Below are 16,828 nucleotides of genomic sequence, written 5' to 3'. Positions count from 1 at the left end.
GATTTTATGGTGCCTTGAAAGACACCCTCTGGGCACGGTGTAAAGGAGCGCCTGTCTATGTCAGAACACCAACGAGAAACAACCAAGCATCAAAGCCTGTTCCAGACGAATACCGAGCTGGCGTTTCCCTCAGAGTCGGCTACTTCCTGGCTGCAGGAGATCGACTTGTCCATTCATGATTTGCCCTATGTGGATCACGTGATTCAGGAAGCCTTTCTCCAATGGCGCACCGAAGGGCAGACGCTGACGTTAAGCGGACAAGCCCTGTGGGCCGTGACGGATTACGAGGGGCGGTGGATCGAAGGCGATGAAGCTCTCCTTGCGGAACCTTTCTGCGGTTTGACAGGAGAGATCGGCCGCTGCCTGGAGTCCGGGGAACAAGTCTGGGTCCATCCTGATGACCCGGCGGATCGCGGAAGCTCCTGGGTCACGACGGTTATTCCGGTCTTTACGCGCCGGGACCATGCGCTGGTGTGCCTTCTGGTCTGCGGAATCCCTGCACGCTTTTTTGATGAAGGAATCCGGGACACCGTTGCCGCGATGGCGCTTCACTATCGTTCCTGCCTGTACAAAAGCTTTAAGTTCGCCCTTGTATCGGACATTCTGAAGGTACAGGAAAGCACGGAACGGGAAGCCAACCGTCGGTCCATCCTGTTCCAAATCATGCAGCGGATGCATGATCAGATCGACGTCGATACCGTGCTGACGGAAGTACTGGACAGCCTTGAAGTACTGTACCCCACCGTCCGGGCGAGGCTGCTCATGTCCCAGGACCATCAAAGCCGCAATCCGCGGGTAGAACCGCTCGTGTTTCATCCCTGGGGTGAGGATATTTGCGTCAGGTCTTTTATGGATGGAAGGCTCATGATGCAGGATGGCAGTGGCGAAGGAATGGAAGGCCACACCGAAATCGCCATACCGCTCGGCGGTAAGCAGGGCGTCTATGGGGTGCTGCATCTGGTGATGTCCCGGGAGCTCCGGGAAGACTTAGACCTGCAGCTGATCGGCATGGTGGTCGACACAGCGGGGAACGCGTTCGAGAATGCGAAGCTCTACGAGCAGTCGAACCTGCTGATTCATGAGCTGCGCCTCATTAACGAATTGACCCAGCGGCTGAATCAGAGCCTCAAGCTCGGTGATATCTACAAGTTTGCCAGCGAAGAGATGCTGGATATTTTTCAGGCGGATTACTGCTGCTTCCTACAGTACAATGAGGAGCGGGACGTTCTGGAGGTCATGGCATCCAACGTTTCCGGACTTGCCCCGTCTTTTGAGGCAGAGTACGGCTTCGGCGGACTTGTCTTTCATAAAAAGGAACCTGTAATTCTGTCAGACTATTCGCTGAACGGCAAAGTCCCCTCAAAGCTGATGGAAATCACGCATTCGCAATCCCTCATCGCTTCACCGCTGACCGTAAACGGCAAGGTGATGGGGGCGATTCTGCTGACGCACCGCAACCCTCATCATTTTTCCTATGACAACTACCGGCTTCTGCAGACCTTGTCCAGCCACATCGGCCTGTCGGTGAGCAACGCGCTGCTCCACGCCGAGCTGAGACGGATGGCCAACCGGGACATGCTGACCGACATGTACGCCCGCCATTACCTTGATAAGATGATTCAGCAGTATCAAGTGAGCGATTTTTGCGGGTCTCTGATCGTGGTAGACATTGATGAATTCAAACAGGTTAACGATACATACGGCCACCAGAAAGGGGACGACATTCTCAGGCAGGTCAGCGACATCGTGAAATCCTCCATCCGGGAGGAAGACGTGCCTGCACGCTGGGGCGGGGAAGAGCTGGCTGTGTATATGCCGCAGCTGGGGGTGCATCAGGCGGTCAAAGTCGCTGAAGTGATCCGGAGCCGGGTCGCCCGGGAGACGAGCCCGTCCGTAACGATTTCAAGCGGAATCGCAGAATGGTGCTGGACGGACCCGCAGGTGAGTGTAGACAGCTTGTTCTACAGAGCGGATATGGCCCTCTACAGGGCGAAGAACAGCGGACGCAACCAAATCCAAATGGAAAACATGAACGATATGTAGCAGGCGGCCTCACTCTCGGGTGGGGGCGCCTTATTTTTGCATGAACTGGCCGGGCTGGGGACAGTCTATAAAGCAAAAAGGACCTATGATCGAAAAATGAACCTTGGTTCATTTTGTCCGGAAAGGCAGTTTTTCCATGATGAAAAAAATGGTACTTCCCGCCTTGCTGCTGCTCGGCCTTTGCGGCGGTTTGACAGGCTGCGGCATGTTTCAGGACTCGAAATCGCCGGAGGAGTGGTTTTCCCAGACGATTACGGGACTTGCCGGCATCGATTCGTTTTCATTTAGCGGCCTGGCTTCGGTCCGTGCCCAGGATCAGGGGCAGGTGCAGAACTTTGCTTACACCGGCAGGCTCACGGGCCACGACCAGCTGACCATGGAGAGCGTGATCCCTACTGGGGAGGCGGTTCAGACCACGGGATTCCAGGCACGGGGAATCACCGGGAAGACGGTGAAGGTGACGAATTTCCGCAGGCAGGACGGGGGATGGGTGAGGCTGTCGAGCGAAGCGAACCCTGAGGATAACTCTCCTTCATTAACCCGGTTAAACCCTTTGCAGCAGCTCGACGGCATTCATGGGCTTCCCAAAAGCATCAAGGTGGAGTCCAGCGCCGGCCGCGGCACCAAAGTGCTGCGGATCGAACTGGAAAGCTCCAGCGCAAAGGACTTCTTGGCGAAGCAGCTTGAATCGGAAATGGAGGGTCTCCGCAAGCAGCCAGGTTACACCCACGCACAGTCCGGGCAAAAGCAAAAGCTGCAGACGCTCTGGAAGCAGGGGGACAAGCAGCTGCGGCAGATGCTGAACGACGCCCAGGTCAGCACGGTCTATCATTTGACGATTAACCGCAAGTCCGGATTTCCGGTTCGTCTGACCTCCGAGAGCGCGATCGACTATATCAATCTGGACGGTGCGCAGACGCGGGAGAAGATGGTCAACGATGTATCATTCCAGCCTTAGGCTCGCCCAATGACGATATGTTCCACACCGGACGATCGGGCGGCTGCTATTTTGGTCATCATCCGACCGGCAGACTTCGGGCTTTCCGCCTGCATCCGCAGCGCTCATGCTGACGGGACTTGCCATGCGTGCTACAATAAGTCTGAATGAATTAACCTTTGTTCAAATAAATAGCTTATAGGTTATGTCAACGGGAGGAAATAAGTCATGCGTGATCCTAGAATTCAAAAACTGGCGGAAAACCTCGTCGGTTATTCCGTGAACGTACAGCCGGGGGAGAATGTCCTTGTCGAGATGATCGGCTCGGAGCGCGACCTGCTGAAGGCCGTCATTGATGAAGTCGGCAAACGGGGAGGACGTCCGTTCGTACAAATTACCGACAAATCGGTGCAGCGTACGATGCTGATGAACGCGGGCGAAGAGATGCTCAAGACATGGGCGGACATCGACCTGAACCGGATGAAGCAGATGGACTGCTATATCGGCATCCGCGCCGGAGAGAACGTCAACGATCTGGCCGACGTTCCTGACGAAAAGGTAAAACTGTTCAATTCGCTCTATAATCATCCGGTACATAGCGGGCAGCGCGTCAACCACACCAAATGGGTGGTGCTGCGTTATCCGAACCCAAGCATGGCCCAGTTGGCCAATATGAGCACGGAAGCCTTTGAGGACTTCTATTTTGACGTATGCAACCTTGATTACGCCAAGATGGACAAAGCGCAGGATCCGCTTGCCGAGCTGATGAGAAAGACGGACAAGGTCCGTATCGTCGGCCCGGGCACCGATCTCAGCTTCTCCATTAAGGGAATCGGCGCCGAAAAATGCGCAGGCGAGAAGAACATTCCGGACGGCGAGGTATACAGCGCACCGGTGCGTGATTCCGTCAACGGCACGATCAGCTACAACACCAGCACGGTATACAACGGCATTTCGTTCGAAAATATCAAGTTTACCTTCAAGGACGGAAAGATCGTGGAAGCGACCAGCAACGATACCGAGCGCCTGAACAACATTTTGGACTCGGACGAAGGGGCACGTTATATCGGCGAATTCGCGATCGGGTTTAATCCGTACATTTTGCACCCGATGAAGGACATTCTGTTCGACGAAAAAATTGCCGGCAGCATCCACTTCACCCCGGGTCAAGCCTATGAAGTAACGGATAACGGCAACCGTTCCTCCATCCACTGGGATATCGTGCTGATTCAGCGTGAAGACTACGGCGGCGGGGAGATCTACTTCGACGACGTGCTGATCCGCAAAGACGGCATCTTCGTCATTCCGGAACTGCAGGGGCTGAATCCTGAAAACTTGAAATAGGAATAGCTGAAGAAGGGAACCCGGCCGGTAAGGCCCCAGGTTCAGCGCTTTTCAGAAATTCCTTGCGCGAGAAAGCGGATTCAATGTATCATAAAAGTGGTAAAATCATAGTATACATGATATCAAAAGCTACGGAGGGATCCTATGTCCAGTAACAACGCAGCTGTTGTAGAAATCGCCCAAACAGCAAGCCAATTTACCTCTTCGATCGTACTTCAAGCGGAAAACAAGTACATCGATGTCAAAAGTATCCTCGGTCTGTTTACGACACTTGTAAGCAGCCAAAGCTATGAGCTTCATGTTCATGGACCGGATGCGGACGAGGCTAAAACGGCGATGAAGGAAGTGTTTGCCAAACACGGCCTGAACGTCAACGTGGTCTCTGAGTAAGCGATGAAGAAGAGCGCACCTGCTGGCAACAGTAAGGGCGCTTTTTTTTAAGTCATAACCTTGATATTTACCGGGGTTATTCTAGAACCTTGCACCGCCGCCAGCCTTCCCCTTAGAGTCCCTTTGCGCCGCGCTTGGCATTGAAACCCGGGGTCTTTGCGGACGATGGGCCAGAGTTTCCTGTTCCTTCGGCTTCCCGGGGACGTTTTTCTGGGCCAGGTTCTTGTATTGGTGTTCAATTTCGTCTAATATTAAGAATAGAATACAAGGGTGTAATTGTAGGATTTTGGACATAGGGGGGAAGATGCATGACTTCATCTGAGCTGCAGGAGCAGTTAAATATTAAGGCGATTAATCTGCTGAAAGATGATGCAGAGAAAATAGAGAAGCTTATTGAAGTACAAATGGAGAATCTGGCCACACGCTATTGCCCTCTCTATGAGGAAGTGCTGGACACCCAGATGTACGGATTTTCACGTGAGGTTGATTTTGCCGTACGCGCCGGTCTTGTGCCCGAACTTACTGGCAAACAGCTGGTCAGTGAGCTGGAGAAGAATCTGGCCAACCTCTATGAAGCCCTGAACAACAGGGAAGCCTAAATCATCAGCCTGTCGCAAGCAGGCTTACATAAGATGCAGAGTACAGACGACCTGTTCCTGTATCACACGATGATGAGTAGTTGCAGCTTGGCCTTCACATCGGAGGTCCCGAGATTTATAAATTTATACGTATAAAAAGGCATGCTCTCCGCTGGAGCGCATGCCTTTTTTGCGTTTCCCTGCTATGCAGGGTTAAGAGCTTAAGCTGCCTTGCTACACCAAGAAAAACGATACGCCCAAAATAACGTATACGACCAGCAGCAGCAGACCTTCATACCAGTTCGTTTTGCCGTCCTGGATAATAGACTTGGCGATAAATACCGACACGCCAATCGCAAGCAGCTCTATGGTTGTAAACACCAGGTCCATCGTGGTAGGCCCGAAGAAATAGCTGACCAGCACCAGCACGGGGGCGACGAACAAAGCGATCTGCAGGCTGCTGCCTACGGCGATTTCGACCGCTGCGCCGATCTTGTTCTTCATAGCCAGCATGACGGCTGCACTGTGCTCTGCCGCATTGCCGATGATGGCCACGAGGAACGCGCCCACGAACAGCTCGCTAAGCCCAAATCGCGTCGTAAAGGTCTCCAGCGTATCTACCAGCCATTCACTCACGAAAGCGACCATAACGGTCGCCAGAAGGAGATACAGGATCGATTTGCCCTTGGACCATTCCGGCTCGCGTTCATGAGGCAGCTCTTCATCCTCTTCGTCGGTGACATCTGCCAAGTACTTCTTGTGAGTAATCATCGAGAAGACAAGCCAGGCAAGGTAAGCCACGATTAAGATACAAGCCACGATAAGGCTCAGCAGCTGGGTATCGCTTCCGGTAATGGAGTGGCTGCGCAGGAAGACCGCAGGCACGATCAGAGCGATCACGGCGACGAGCATCAGCGAGCCGTTCATACCCGCCAGCGATACGTTGAAGCTCTGAATTTTAAACTTCAGTCCTCCGGCAAAAATGCTGAGTCCCAGTACCAGCAGCAAGTTTCCGATTACCGAACCAGTCAGACTGGCTTTGACCATGTCGAACAAGCCTTCCTTCACGAGGAAGATGGCGATAATCAGCTCCGCTGCGTTACCGAAGGTGGCGTTCAGAAATCCACCGAGCCGCTGTCCGGCATAATGCGATACGTTCTCTGTCGCTCTGCCCAAAAACCCGGCCACAAAGATGACAGAAATCGCGGACAGAATAAACTGCAGCGTTGCGTCCCAGCCTGCGAAATGTCCCACTGCACTAAGAATAAAGAAGGCGATGAGCAGGGTGGGGCTGATCCATTTTTTCAATTTTTGACACCTCTTGCTTTATGTAAGTTCGATTCTTATTCAATATACCCAAATTGTATAAGGTTGTAAACAAATCGGCAGGGCTTGGGATTTGCTTTTTGGGCCTGTTAGGATTTACAATAACGGATAATGGATGTAAAGGAGGATGGAGCATGTCGGAACAACTCCAACTAGAGAATGGAACCATACGGATTGCAGATGATGTCGTAGCGAAAATCGCCGGACTGGCCGCACTCGAAACACCAGGGATCGCAGCTATGTCGGGTGGTTTGTCGGAAGGATGGGCCAAGCGCCTGAGCGGAAAAAACGTGCAGAAGGGTGTCACGGTGGAGGTAGGCCAGCTGGAAGCGGCTATTGACCTGCGAATCATCGTGCTGTACGAAACCCCGATTCACGAAGTATCCCGCATGCTTCAGCAAAACGTGCGTGAAGCTGTCGAAAGCATGACCGGTCTGCGTGTGGTCGAAGTGAACGTGAAAGTGGAAGGCGTCGCTTTTAAAGATGACATGATCGAAGAGGTACCTACGCGCACCAAATAAGCACATGAATAAGACGAAAAAAAGACTAGGGGACGTAAGCGTCCTCTAGTCTTTTTGGTATGGGCCGCTTCAGGGTATCCCCCTGAAGGTTCAGTTAAAGCGGCGCGTCTGATTGCGGGAGGAAACCGCGACCGACGGTTTCTTGACAGTCACCGATTTCACTTGCTCCTGCTTCGACGGCAGCGTACTGATCCGCGAGATGCTGAGCATGATCCCCATGCTCGCCATCATGATCAGCAGGGAAGTTCCGCCGTAACTGATGAACGGCAGGGTTACCCCGGTTAGCGGGATCGTTTGGGTGACGCCTCCGATGTTGATGAACGCCTGAATGGCAATCAAGCCCATAATCCCGATGCCGACGAGCGTTCCGAACGGATCGGGACACCTCAGCGCGATGATGATCCCTCGCCAGATGAAGTAAATATAAACGATCAGGAAGATCGATGTTCCGATAAACCCGAACTCTTCGCCGATGACGGAGAAGATAAAGTCGTTATAGGGGTTAGGCAAATAATGAAGCTTCTGCACGCTTTTGCCGAATCCGGCTCCGGTCAACTGCCCTTCACCGATAGCGGTCAGCGACTGCAGCAGATTGTAGCCCTCCCCCTGAGGATCCTTAAACGGGTCCAAGAAGGCGTTAATCCGGCCGAGCTTATAGTTGCTCGATTGCACCGCCTGCTCCCCGCTATGGGACACCGACTTGATCAGGGCGTTAGCTCCCAGCACGAGGCTCGCACCCAGGATCAGTAGCAGGGCGGACCCTATCATATGCTTGAGGCTCGCGCCCCCGGCATAGATGATCAGAGCGCTTGTGGCCACCAGAATGAGGCAGGAGCCGAGGTCCGGCTGCATCATGATAAGCCCGGCGACAAAGCCGACGATGACCATGACCGGGATATAGCCTGTCCGCAGGTCGCGGAAGCGCTCCCCTTTTTTGCTGATCAAAGCGGACAGATACAGGATAATCGCGATCTTCGCGATCTCCGTCGGCTGGATGCCGAGAGATCCGACGCCGAACCAGCTTCGGGCGCCGTTTCTGACTGATCCGACCAGAAGAACCAGCACTAGCATGATGACTGTAACGATAAACAGCGGGGCAAACAGCTTCTTGTACCTGGTGTAGGGAATGTTCATCGCGACGAACATGGCAATCGTGCCCAGCGCGGCCCACATGAACTGTCTTTTCGTAAAATACAGCGAGTCATAGTGAAAATCCTTGCTAGCGATGGCCAAGCTCGAACTGGCGCTGAATACCATGACCAGCCCAAAACCAACCAACAGCAAGGTGAGGATGAGCAATTGGAAATCCGGCGTCCCTCTCTTGGTTTGTTGGGGTTTTTCTTCTCTCATAAGAGACCTGCTTAGGCTTCCAGAGCGGCTTTAAACTGCTGAAGCTTCTTGGTTGCAATCCCCATGATGGACGACGGAATCGGAGATTCGTATTCCAGCCCGTGAGGGAAGGTCGCTTTACCCATGTACACGGCTTCAATTTGCAGCACGGTGCTTGGCTTTTCCAGCTTACCCTCCACTGCACGGGTGTTAATCCGGACGAAATACTCCGAATTGGTGTTTTTATCTTCGATCTTATAGTCATATGTAGCGCGGTAGTATTCCCACTGCCAGCGGACAAAGCCTACTTTCTCGGCTACTTCGTCCATAAACGCCAAGTCGGCTTTGATGCCGTCCAGTCCCGTATTTTCAAAAATCATGGTTACTAAATCCTCCTCTATTGGTTGCCTGTAAAGTTCTTTACTCATGATATTATGTTTTAAACACTTGTGCAAGCCTTGGCAGTATTGGGGCGATACCCCATCTTAAGCGTTTCTGCTACAATAGAAAAAAGGGTTCACAACCGCGATGTGGGATGACATATCGGCAACTTAACATCCATTCTATGGCGAGAGGACGGATACATATGAAAGAAGAAGCACTGCTGGGCAAGCTGCAGCCGCAAATGGTGGAGTGGAGGCGGTATCTGCACCGGCATCCGGAGCTGTCTTACCACGAGGAGAAGACGTCGGCGTTCGTGGCGGACAGGCTGCGGGAGCTGGGGATCGACGTCCGGACGCGGTTTGGCGGCGGATATGGGGTAGTCGGCGTATTAAAAGGAAGCAAGCCGGGGAAAACGGTCGTGCTGCGGGCGGACATGGACGCGCTTCCGATCCAGGATGAAAAGTCGTGCGATTATTCGTCCGAGGTTCCGGGCGTCATGCATGCTTGTGGTCACGACGGGCATACGTCGGTCCTGCTGGCGGTGGCGACATACTTCAGCGCCCGGAAGGATGATCTCCCCGGAGAGATCCGGTTCGTATTTCAGCCAGCGGAGGAGGTATGCCCGGGCGGAGCCAAGGGGATGATCGAGGCCGGCGTTCTGGAGGGGGCCGACGCGGTGTACGGCGTGCACTTATGGACGCCGTTCCCGGCAGGAACCGCGGCCAGCACGCCGGGGCCGATGATGGCGGCAGCGGATGAGTTCTTTATCGATATCATCGGTAAAGGCGGCCACGGTGGCATGCCGCACGTGACGGTGGACAGCGTGGTGGCCGGATCGGCGCTGGTCATGCAGCTGCAGAGCATCGTCAGCCGTTCGGTCAACCCGCTTCGGCCGGCGGTCGTTACGATCGGAACGATCCAGGGCGGAAGCGCGCAGAACGTCATTGCCGAATCGTGCCGGATTACCGGGACCGTACGGACATTTGATGAGGAGACGCGCCAATTGATCCGCGAACGGATCGAAGAAATAACCCGACTTACGGCGCAGACTTATGGAGCGGAGTCGAAAATTCAATATTTGATGGGTTACCCGCCTCTTGTGAATGATGAAGTGGAGACGGAAAGATTTTTCCGCGAAGCGCCGAAGGTGTTCGGGGAGTCAAAGGTGGAGCGTTGCGAGAAGATTATGCCTGCGGAGGACTTCGCATACTATTTGCAGGAAATCCCCGGGTGCTTTATGTTCGTGGGAGCAGGCAACGAAGAGCTTCAGGCCGTCTATCCGCATCATCATCCAAGGTTTGACTTTGACGAATCGGCCATGCTGAGCGCCGCCAAGCTGCTGGTGACGATGACCCAATCCTATCAGGGATGGGAATAGGCAGGCTCGGGCCGCCGAGTCTCCCGGTCTTGCCGAGAGAAGGGTTCCTGAAGGCACGAATGTTTTGGCGGATGATGGGAAAACTTGAAATGGAAGAGGAAAAGTTCATTTCCGCTCTAGGAGATGAACTTTTTCATATGTTTGAAGGCTGAAAGAACAATTCGGATTGAAAGAAGGGGATTTGATGAGCGATACAAAAGCATGCATCGTGCAGCGGGACCGGACCGTCCTGCTGGAATGCGGACATCCGGGGTTTGAGGAAGCCCGCGGGAAGCTGGCCCATTTTGCAGAGCTGGTCAAGAGTCCTTCTGCGTTTCATACGTACCGGATCACTCCGTTATCGCTGTGGAATGCCGCTTCGCTGGGATGGACCGCGGAGGAAATCGTCGACGCCCTGGCTTCGATTTCCAGATGGGAGGTTCCATCCGCGTTAATCCAGGACATCCGCAGCCTGGTCGGCAGATACGGGAAGCTCCGGATCGAGGCGGGGAAGGCGGAAGCCGGGAAGCTCCAGCTGACGGCATCCGATCCGCAGCTGCTGGATGAAGTGCTGGCGATCCCCGCCGTGCAGGCCAGCGGGCTGCGCCGCGCCGCGCCGGAGCAGGCGGAGCTTGATGCGGTCCGCCGCGGACGGATCAAGCAGGAGCTGACGCGGCTCGGATATCCGGTCCTGGACTTGGCCGGATATCATGAGGGGCAGCCGCTGCAGTTGGGCTGGAAAGCGCAGGGCGGCTCATTTGCGCTGAGGGACTACCAGCAGGCGGCGGCCGACGCTTTCGAAGGGGTGGCCGGGAGCGGAGGCAGCGGGGTGCTGGTGCTCCCTTGCGGAGCCGGGAAAACGGTCATCGGCCTTGGCGTGCTGGAGAAGCAGCAGTGCGAGTGCCTGATCCTGACGTCGAACGCGACCTCCGTCGGACAGTGGATAGCGGAGCTGACGGACAAGACGACGCTCGATCCTTCCCAGATCGGGGAGTATACTGGGCAGAAGAAGGAGGTGCGCCCGGTCACCGTGGCCACCTATCAAATTTTGACGCACCGCCGCTCCAAAGAGGACGAGTTTGAGCATATGCGTCTGTTTAATGAACGGAATTGGGGGCTCATCATTTACGATGAGGTGCATCTGCTGCCGGCTCCGGTGTTCCGGGCGACGGCCGATATCCAGGCGACCCGCCGGCTGGGACTGACCGCTACGCTCGTACGGGAGGACGGCTGCGAGCAGGATGTATTTTCGCTGATCGGGCCGAAACGCTACGAGATGCCCTGGAAGGAGCTGGAGTCCATGGGCTGGATTGCGAAGGTTGAATGCACGGAAGTCCGGGTGGCGATGGAGCCGGAGCTGCGTGAAGCATACGCGTATGCGGAGGGCAAGGAGAAGTTCCGCATCGCCGCCGAAAATCCCGGCAAGCTCGAGGTCGTTCGCAGGCTGCTCGCTAAGCATCCGGAGGAGAGCATCCTCATTATCGGCCAGTATATCGATCAGCTGAAGCAACTGTCCGAATCGCTGGGCATTCCGCTGATTTCGGGGCGAATGGCGCACAAGGAACGCGGAAGGCTCTACGAGTCTTTTAAACGGGGCGAGATCAGAGTGCTGGCCGTTTCCAAGGTAGCCAATTTCGCCGTCGACCTGCCGGACGCTTCCGTGGCGATTGAAATATCAGGCAGCTTCGGCTCGAGGCAGGAGGAGGCCCAGCGTCTGGGGCGGATTCTTCGTCCGAAAACCGGAAACAACCGGGCATATTTTTACGCGCTGGTGTCCCAAGAAAGCAAAGAAGAGGACTTTGCCATCCGCCGCCAGCTGTTCCTTGTCGAACAGGGGTATGAGTATTCCGTCCGATATGATTCGGATCCCGGGCTGTTTCGTTCTGGGTCCAGTCATGAGCGGGCTTCTTCCCGTCCTGCGAAGGACCGTCCCATTCCAGACCTAAAGGAGGCATCATCCCGACCATGAGCACTGAAATGAACGAAGACCGGCCGCAGGAATCCGCGATCCGGTCCATCCTGCGTACGCTGGCTCCGGAGGATGCCGAGCTGCTTAAACGGCTGATCGTCCGTTTTGCCGGGCAGCCGTTCAGCGACGACGCCCGGACCACGGTGATGAGCAGCGGCCGAAGTGGTGCGGAGCTTGAGCTGTCCTTTATCCGCTTGAGACGAGCCGGCCTGATCCAGGCGGTGAAAAAGGCTTGGGGAGAAAAGCTCTACTACATTCCCCTGGAAAGCCTGGGTCTATTGTATCGGCAGTTTTTCACCCCCGAAGCAGAAGCCGTCCCGGATTCAAATGTGCATCGGATCAGCGAAGCCAAGCCGGGCCTGGCTTTGGATCTGCTGCATGCGCTTGCGGCTGCGGCCGAGCACGGGCTTCCCTTAACGGCGAAAGGAACGGTACATAAGAAAAATATCCAGAAGCTGCTGGAAGCCGTGCACTTGAAGGATTCCGACCTTGAAGCGCTGCAGCTCCAATACGCGAATGCTGAATCCTATCCGCTTGTGGCCGCGGTGCTGCTCGATATGATGCTGTGCCTCGGCCTTGCGGTGAAAGAAAGCCAGGGGATTCTGCTGGAAGAGGAGCGGCTCGGCGAATGGCTGAGCCTGTCTGAACAGGAGATGAACCGGGTGCTGCTCCCGGCGGTGTTGGACCGATATGGCATGAACAGCCCGTCGCTGCAGCATTTTCGTTACCTTCTTTGCCATCCTTCTTTCCAACCAGGTGTCTGGTACGATATGACGAATATGCTGGATTGGATGGAGCGGGAGGTTCTGCTCACCCGGTCCGTTTCGGAAGCGGGAGCCCGGGCATGGATGGCGGCGCTGGCAGGGTTTGGCTGGGGCGACACCGCTGAGGACGGCAGCGGACGCTGCTGTTTCCGGTGGGCCATGGATCCGGCCTTCGTTCTGGTTTCGGGCGGCGAAGATCAAGAGATGGCGGGAGAGGGGCGCTTCTATGTTCAGCCGGATTTTGACGTCATCGTTCCGCCGGATGTGCCGTACCGGATCCGATGGAAGCTGCTTGCCTGCTCGGAGCGGGTACAGAGTGAACGGATGTCCATATACCGTTTGACCCGCAGCAGCACGGCCCGGGCGGTGGAGAACGGCATGAGCGCGGCCGAAATGACGCAGCTGCTGGACAACTTCTCGAGCGGCGGCGTTCCGGAGAATGTAAGGCTGGCTTTGGAGCAGTGGGGCCGGGAAATCGGCCGGACCCGCTTTGAGGAAGCCATGCTGCTGTCGTGTTCGGCTGAAGAAGACGGCGATCGGATCGAAGCGCATCCGAAGCTGAGAGGGCATTTGCAGCGGATTGGTCCGAAGCATTTTCTCGTGAACCCTGGCGCGGTGTCTGAAGTGAGGAAAATCCTGGATTCGTCGGGACTCTCTCCTTTAAAGGCGATCGCCGAACCCGGCCGGACCGTTTCCGCATATCCGCTGATCCATGACTCCACACCGGACCTGGCGGGGCAGCGGATCCATGAAGAAAAGTTCCGCCAAACCGGGCTTTCCGCCGCCGGCGGTCTGGTGTACAGCGGCCGGAATATCCAGTATTTCGAGCCGGATTCCGACATTCCGAAGCCGGAGTCCCTGTTCCCGGGTTACGGGCAGGTTCCGAAAATGTGGACCCAGGATTTCCGGAATTATCACGGAACGACCGCTCAGCACATTATGGAACAGGCCTTGGAATGGCAGACCAAGGTGCTCATATCCCGCGGAGGCAGCCGTTTGGAATTCATCCCCCGGGCGATTCGGAGCCACCCTTGGGCGGTGGAAGGAACTCTCTTTGATCCGGAACGGGACGGTTATGAGGACGGGGCTCTGCTCTCGCCGGGGGATTGGGAGCAAATCCGGCTGATTGTGCCTTCTTTCACCTGAGGGTATCAGCAGGAAGTGCGTCAAACCTCTTCTTATGGGCCAAAGGTTATGATATGATAAAAGAGTCTACTCCAGACGGAGGAGAACATTCTTATAGAATTGGGATGAAGTTCATGAGCGTATCGGAGATCAACACGGTCGACATGGCAGCCGTGCTGATGAACGCCTATGAATTAGGCGATATGATCAATCAGTCGGTTGAGGTGTCCGATTATTTATATTGGAAGCAGCAGGTTGGCAGCAATCCGGCCGTACAGGAGCTTGTCCGGCTTCTGGCGAAGAAGAAGGAGCTTTTCGAAGAGACCCAGCGTTTCGGCCATTTCCATCCGAATTACCACAGTGCCAAGGATGAGGTCAAGGCAGTAGAGCAGCAGCTGGAGCAGTTCGAGGAAGTGAGACGCTTCAAGCTGGCCGAGCAGAACTTGGATGACATGCTGCACCAAATGTCCGAAATGATCGCTTATTCCGTATCGGAAACGATCAAGGTGCCGGGCAACGATTCGCATCTTAAAGGATGCGGCGGCGGGGGCAAATGCTCCTGCGGCGGGTAAAATATAGAGAGCCAGTATAAGTGAGGTGGGAAAATCATGTTTGCAGAACGGACGGGGTATATCATTTGGGTTAGCGATATCAAGGCAGCTCGGAATTTGGAGAAGTACGGGACCGTTCACTATATATCTCGCCGGATGCACTATGTCGTCATGTACGTGAATGCGGACCGGGCCGAGGAAGTAGCCAAAAATATCCGGCGCCTTTCCTATGTGCGTAAAATCGAACGCTCCTACCGCAACGAGATCAAAACGGAATATTCGAGCGACGTAACGGATAAGACCAGATTCTATGGTTTATAGTAGGAGGTTCATCTGCTTGTCATCAGTTTCAATCCCACCTGGAAAGTTATCGTATTGTCAGGAAGCAGCCGAATTCGGCTGCTTCTTTTTTTAGATCATGGCTTCCGGCTTCAGCGCCGGCAAAGCCTGTGCATCCAGCAAGGAAAATATCCAATTTGCACGGATATAGACTGCCTAGATGTGCCGGTCCTCTTTTATGTATATGAAAATATGCCGGGATACGTAGTTTGGAGCTTGTGAAGAACGTGGTAATGATGTAATATAATAGGCATAAATACATAGATACAAAGTCCTATGTAGTGGAGAGTGATAGTCCATGCGCGACAAAGGAATGGAAAGATGGAGCACCTATGAACCTTTTTTTGTGACCTTAGGGGATAAGCGGGTGGCCGACATCGTCATTACCCATCATGCGAAGACAAGGTACAACGACCGGATTCATAGTGATATCCATAGTATAGATGATATAGCCGCATGGATGTGGGAGTGCCTGAAGCAGGGCCGGATCGCTCCCTACTACCGGAATGAGAAGGACGTTTACCTGATTGACGAGGATCTTGTCGTCGTCGCGGAATTTGCGGAGATCGAAGGGGAAACTGACATCAGCGGAAATCCACTGCACAAGATGATTATCGTGACGTTCCTTGGCAAAATGTCGGAGACGATCGAGCTGAGGGACCTGAAGTCTTATTATTCCTGGCTGCGCCATTCGCGGAGAATGACGTTGATTAAAAATACTCGCAAGCGGAAATAACCGCGTTTTGTAAGCGTGAGCATGGATTCCCCCTCCGGGAAGCCATGCTCATTTTTGTTGATTCATGTGCCGGGTTTCGCAGTCTTTATCTGCCGCTGAAATGTTAAACGGCGTTGGTGGTTCACGGCCGAATCGGATACAATATAAGAACGACGAGGGGGAGAGCATGCCATGAATTTTCACCAGCTCCACATTTTTTATACCGTGGCGGAACGTGGGAGTTTCTCGGCGGCGGCGAGCGCGCTGCACATGACCCAGCCGGCCGTTACGATGCAGATTCAGTCCCTGGAAGAATATTTCGGGACGCGCCTGCTGATCCGCTCCACCAAGAAGATCGAGCTGACCGAAGCGGGGATCACCCTTTTGCCGTATGCGGCAAAGAGCATCGCCCTGGTCAAGGAAACGGACAATGCGATGGCATCGCATACCCATATGCTGCAGGACCGGCTTCAGCTCGGCTCCAGCCTCACGATCGGCGAATACTTCCTGCCGCGGCTGCTCGGTCCGTTTGGACAGCAGTATCCGCACATCAGCATTATGATGAAAGTGATGAACACCACACAGATCATCGAAGAGATTACGAAGCATCAGCTGAATTTCGGCCTGATCGAGGCGACGATCCACCATCCGGATATGGTCATCGATCCCGTCATGCAGGACGAGCTGAAGCTGATCGTCCCCATCGGCCATCCCTTGGCGGAGCGGGAATCGGTCGAGCTGGAGGAAGTGCTTGCCTATCCGTTTGTGCTGCGGGAAAAAGGGTCGGGCACGCGCCAGGTGATGGAAAGTGTGCTGATCCACAAGGGGATCGATCCACAAAGCCTGCAGACCGCGATGGAGCTTGGCAGCACGGGAGCGGTGAAATCCGCCGTCGAGGCCGGTTTCGGCATTACGATGCTGTCGCCGGCCTCGGTCAAGCATGAAACCGCACTGAACCTGGTTACCATTATTCCGATCCGGGACGCCGAATTTAAGCGGCAGTTTTATGCCATTCATTTGAAATCCACCCTGCTTCCGCTGTCTGCCGTGACCTTTCTGAATTTTCTCAAACAGCAGCAGGAGCAGCAGGGGGAATAGGGCCAAGCCGGCAGTTAAAAGAATATTTCACAGCTTAAGACGCTGAATGAGTGAAGGA

General features: G+C 54.6%; 16 protein-coding genes. 13 read left to right on the top strand and 3 right to left on the bottom strand.

Translation table 11 applies throughout. The annotated features are described in order from the left end of the window. Positions 1 to 57: 57 nt before the first annotated feature. The 5 genes from GCU45_RS06210 to GCU45_RS06190 all read left to right on the top strand — a co-directional run bounded on the left by GCU45_RS06210 (position 58) and on the right by GCU45_RS06190 (position 5,313). Positions 58 to 2,043, top strand: a complete 1,986-nt coding sequence (locus tag GCU45_RS06210) for a sensor domain-containing diguanylate cyclase (protein WP_152398387.1) — start codon at positions 58 to 60, stop codon at positions 2,041 to 2,043. Positions 2,044 to 2,179: 136 nt separating this feature from the next. After that, positions 2,180 to 3,001 carry a hypothetical protein gene (locus tag GCU45_RS06205; RefSeq protein ID WP_152398386.1) on the top strand — a complete coding sequence of 274 codons (822 nt, stop codon included), beginning with the start codon at positions 2,180 to 2,182 and terminating at the stop codon, positions 2,999 to 3,001. Positions 3,002 to 3,208: 207 nt separating this feature from the next. Beyond that, entirely contained in the window at positions 3,209 to 4,324 is a 1,116-nt protein-coding gene (locus GCU45_RS06200) for an aminopeptidase (protein WP_152398385.1), read from the top strand. Positions 4,325 to 4,468: 144 nt separating this feature from the next. After that, positions 4,469 to 4,714, top strand: coding sequence for an HPr family phosphocarrier protein (locus tag GCU45_RS06195; RefSeq protein WP_076169916.1), 246 nt, complete (start codon positions 4,469 to 4,471; stop codon positions 4,712 to 4,714). A gap of 308 nt (positions 4,715 to 5,022) precedes the next feature. Further along, positions 5,023 to 5,313: an Fpa/YlaN family protein gene (locus GCU45_RS06190; protein WP_076169917.1), complete on the top strand. Its 291-nt coding sequence runs from the start codon at positions 5,023 to 5,025 to the stop codon at positions 5,311 to 5,313. Between the two features lie 213 nt (positions 5,314 to 5,526). Here the strand turns inward: GCU45_RS06190 and cax are convergent, their stop codons facing one another. Beyond that, positions 5,527 to 6,600, bottom strand: coding sequence for a calcium/proton exchanger (gene cax, locus GCU45_RS06185; RefSeq protein WP_152398384.1), 1,074 nt, complete (start codon positions 6,598 to 6,600; stop codon positions 5,527 to 5,529). A 152-nt stretch (positions 6,601 to 6,752) separates the two neighbouring features. Between cax and GCU45_RS06180 the strand changes: the two genes are divergently transcribed. Then, positions 6,753 to 7,139 carry an Asp23/Gls24 family envelope stress response protein gene (locus GCU45_RS06180; RefSeq protein ID WP_076169919.1) on the top strand — a complete coding sequence of 129 codons (387 nt, stop codon included), beginning with the start codon at positions 6,753 to 6,755 and terminating at the stop codon, positions 7,137 to 7,139. A gap of 90 nt (positions 7,140 to 7,229) precedes the next feature. Here the strand turns inward: GCU45_RS06180 and ftsW are convergent, their stop codons facing one another. Both ftsW and GCU45_RS06170 read right to left on the bottom strand, forming a co-directional pair. Then, positions 7,230 to 8,489 (bottom strand): putative lipid II flippase FtsW, encoded by a 1,260-nt coding sequence (gene ftsW / locus GCU45_RS06175; protein WP_145158266.1) that lies wholly within the window; start codon positions 8,487 to 8,489, stop codon positions 7,230 to 7,232. A gap of 11 nt (positions 8,490 to 8,500) precedes the next feature. Then, positions 8,501 to 8,848, bottom strand: a complete 348-nt coding sequence (locus GCU45_RS06170) for a YugN family protein (RefSeq protein WP_105444577.1) — start codon at positions 8,846 to 8,848, stop codon at positions 8,501 to 8,503. Between the two features lie 206 nt (positions 8,849 to 9,054). Here GCU45_RS06170 and GCU45_RS06165 point away from each other — a divergent pair, with 206 nt between their 5' ends. From GCU45_RS06165 to GCU45_RS06135, 7 genes are all read left to right on the top strand, one after another. Continuing rightward, complete coding sequence (locus GCU45_RS06165) at positions 9,055 to 10,230, top strand: M20 family metallopeptidase (RefSeq protein ID WP_152398383.1); 1,176 nt, start codon at positions 9,055 to 9,057, stop codon at positions 10,228 to 10,230. A 184-nt stretch (positions 10,231 to 10,414) separates the two neighbouring features. Continuing rightward, positions 10,415 to 12,178 carry a DNA repair helicase XPB gene (locus tag GCU45_RS06160; protein WP_152398382.1) on the top strand — a complete coding sequence of 588 codons (1,764 nt, stop codon included), beginning with the start codon at positions 10,415 to 10,417 and terminating at the stop codon, positions 12,176 to 12,178. Continuing rightward, positions 12,175 to 14,088 (top strand): helicase-associated domain-containing protein, encoded by a 1,914-nt coding sequence (locus tag GCU45_RS06155; protein WP_152398381.1) that lies wholly within the window; start codon positions 12,175 to 12,177, stop codon positions 14,086 to 14,088. The genes GCU45_RS06160 and GCU45_RS06155 overlap by 4 nt, the downstream gene beginning before the upstream one ends. A gap of 113 nt (positions 14,089 to 14,201) precedes the next feature. Beyond that, a complete protein-coding gene (locus tag GCU45_RS06150) occupies positions 14,202 to 14,639 on the top strand; it encodes a YlbF/YmcA family competence regulator (protein ID WP_152398380.1) in 438 nt (145 codons plus the stop codon). Between the two features lie 36 nt (positions 14,640 to 14,675). Further along, entirely contained in the window at positions 14,676 to 14,939 is a 264-nt protein-coding gene (locus GCU45_RS06145; RefSeq protein WP_076169924.1) for a YlbG family protein, read from the top strand. 316 nt (positions 14,940 to 15,255) lie between these two features. Continuing rightward, a complete protein-coding gene (locus tag GCU45_RS06140; protein ID WP_076169925.1) occupies positions 15,256 to 15,693 on the top strand; it encodes a hypothetical protein in 438 nt (145 codons plus the stop codon). Between the two features lie 171 nt (positions 15,694 to 15,864). Beyond that, a complete protein-coding gene (locus GCU45_RS06135) occupies positions 15,865 to 16,770 on the top strand; it encodes a selenium metabolism-associated LysR family transcriptional regulator (RefSeq protein ID WP_145023706.1) in 906 nt (301 codons plus the stop codon). Positions 16,771 to 16,828: the final 58 nt, after the last annotated feature.

It is taken from the genome of Paenibacillus cellulositrophicus (assembly GCF_009363095.1).
GTDB lineage: Bacteria > Bacillota > Bacilli > Paenibacillales > Paenibacillaceae > Paenibacillus_AQ > Paenibacillus_AQ favisporus.
The sequence above is the reverse complement of the archived record's forward strand: the minus strand, read 5'-3'. Positions and strand labels throughout refer to the sequence as shown.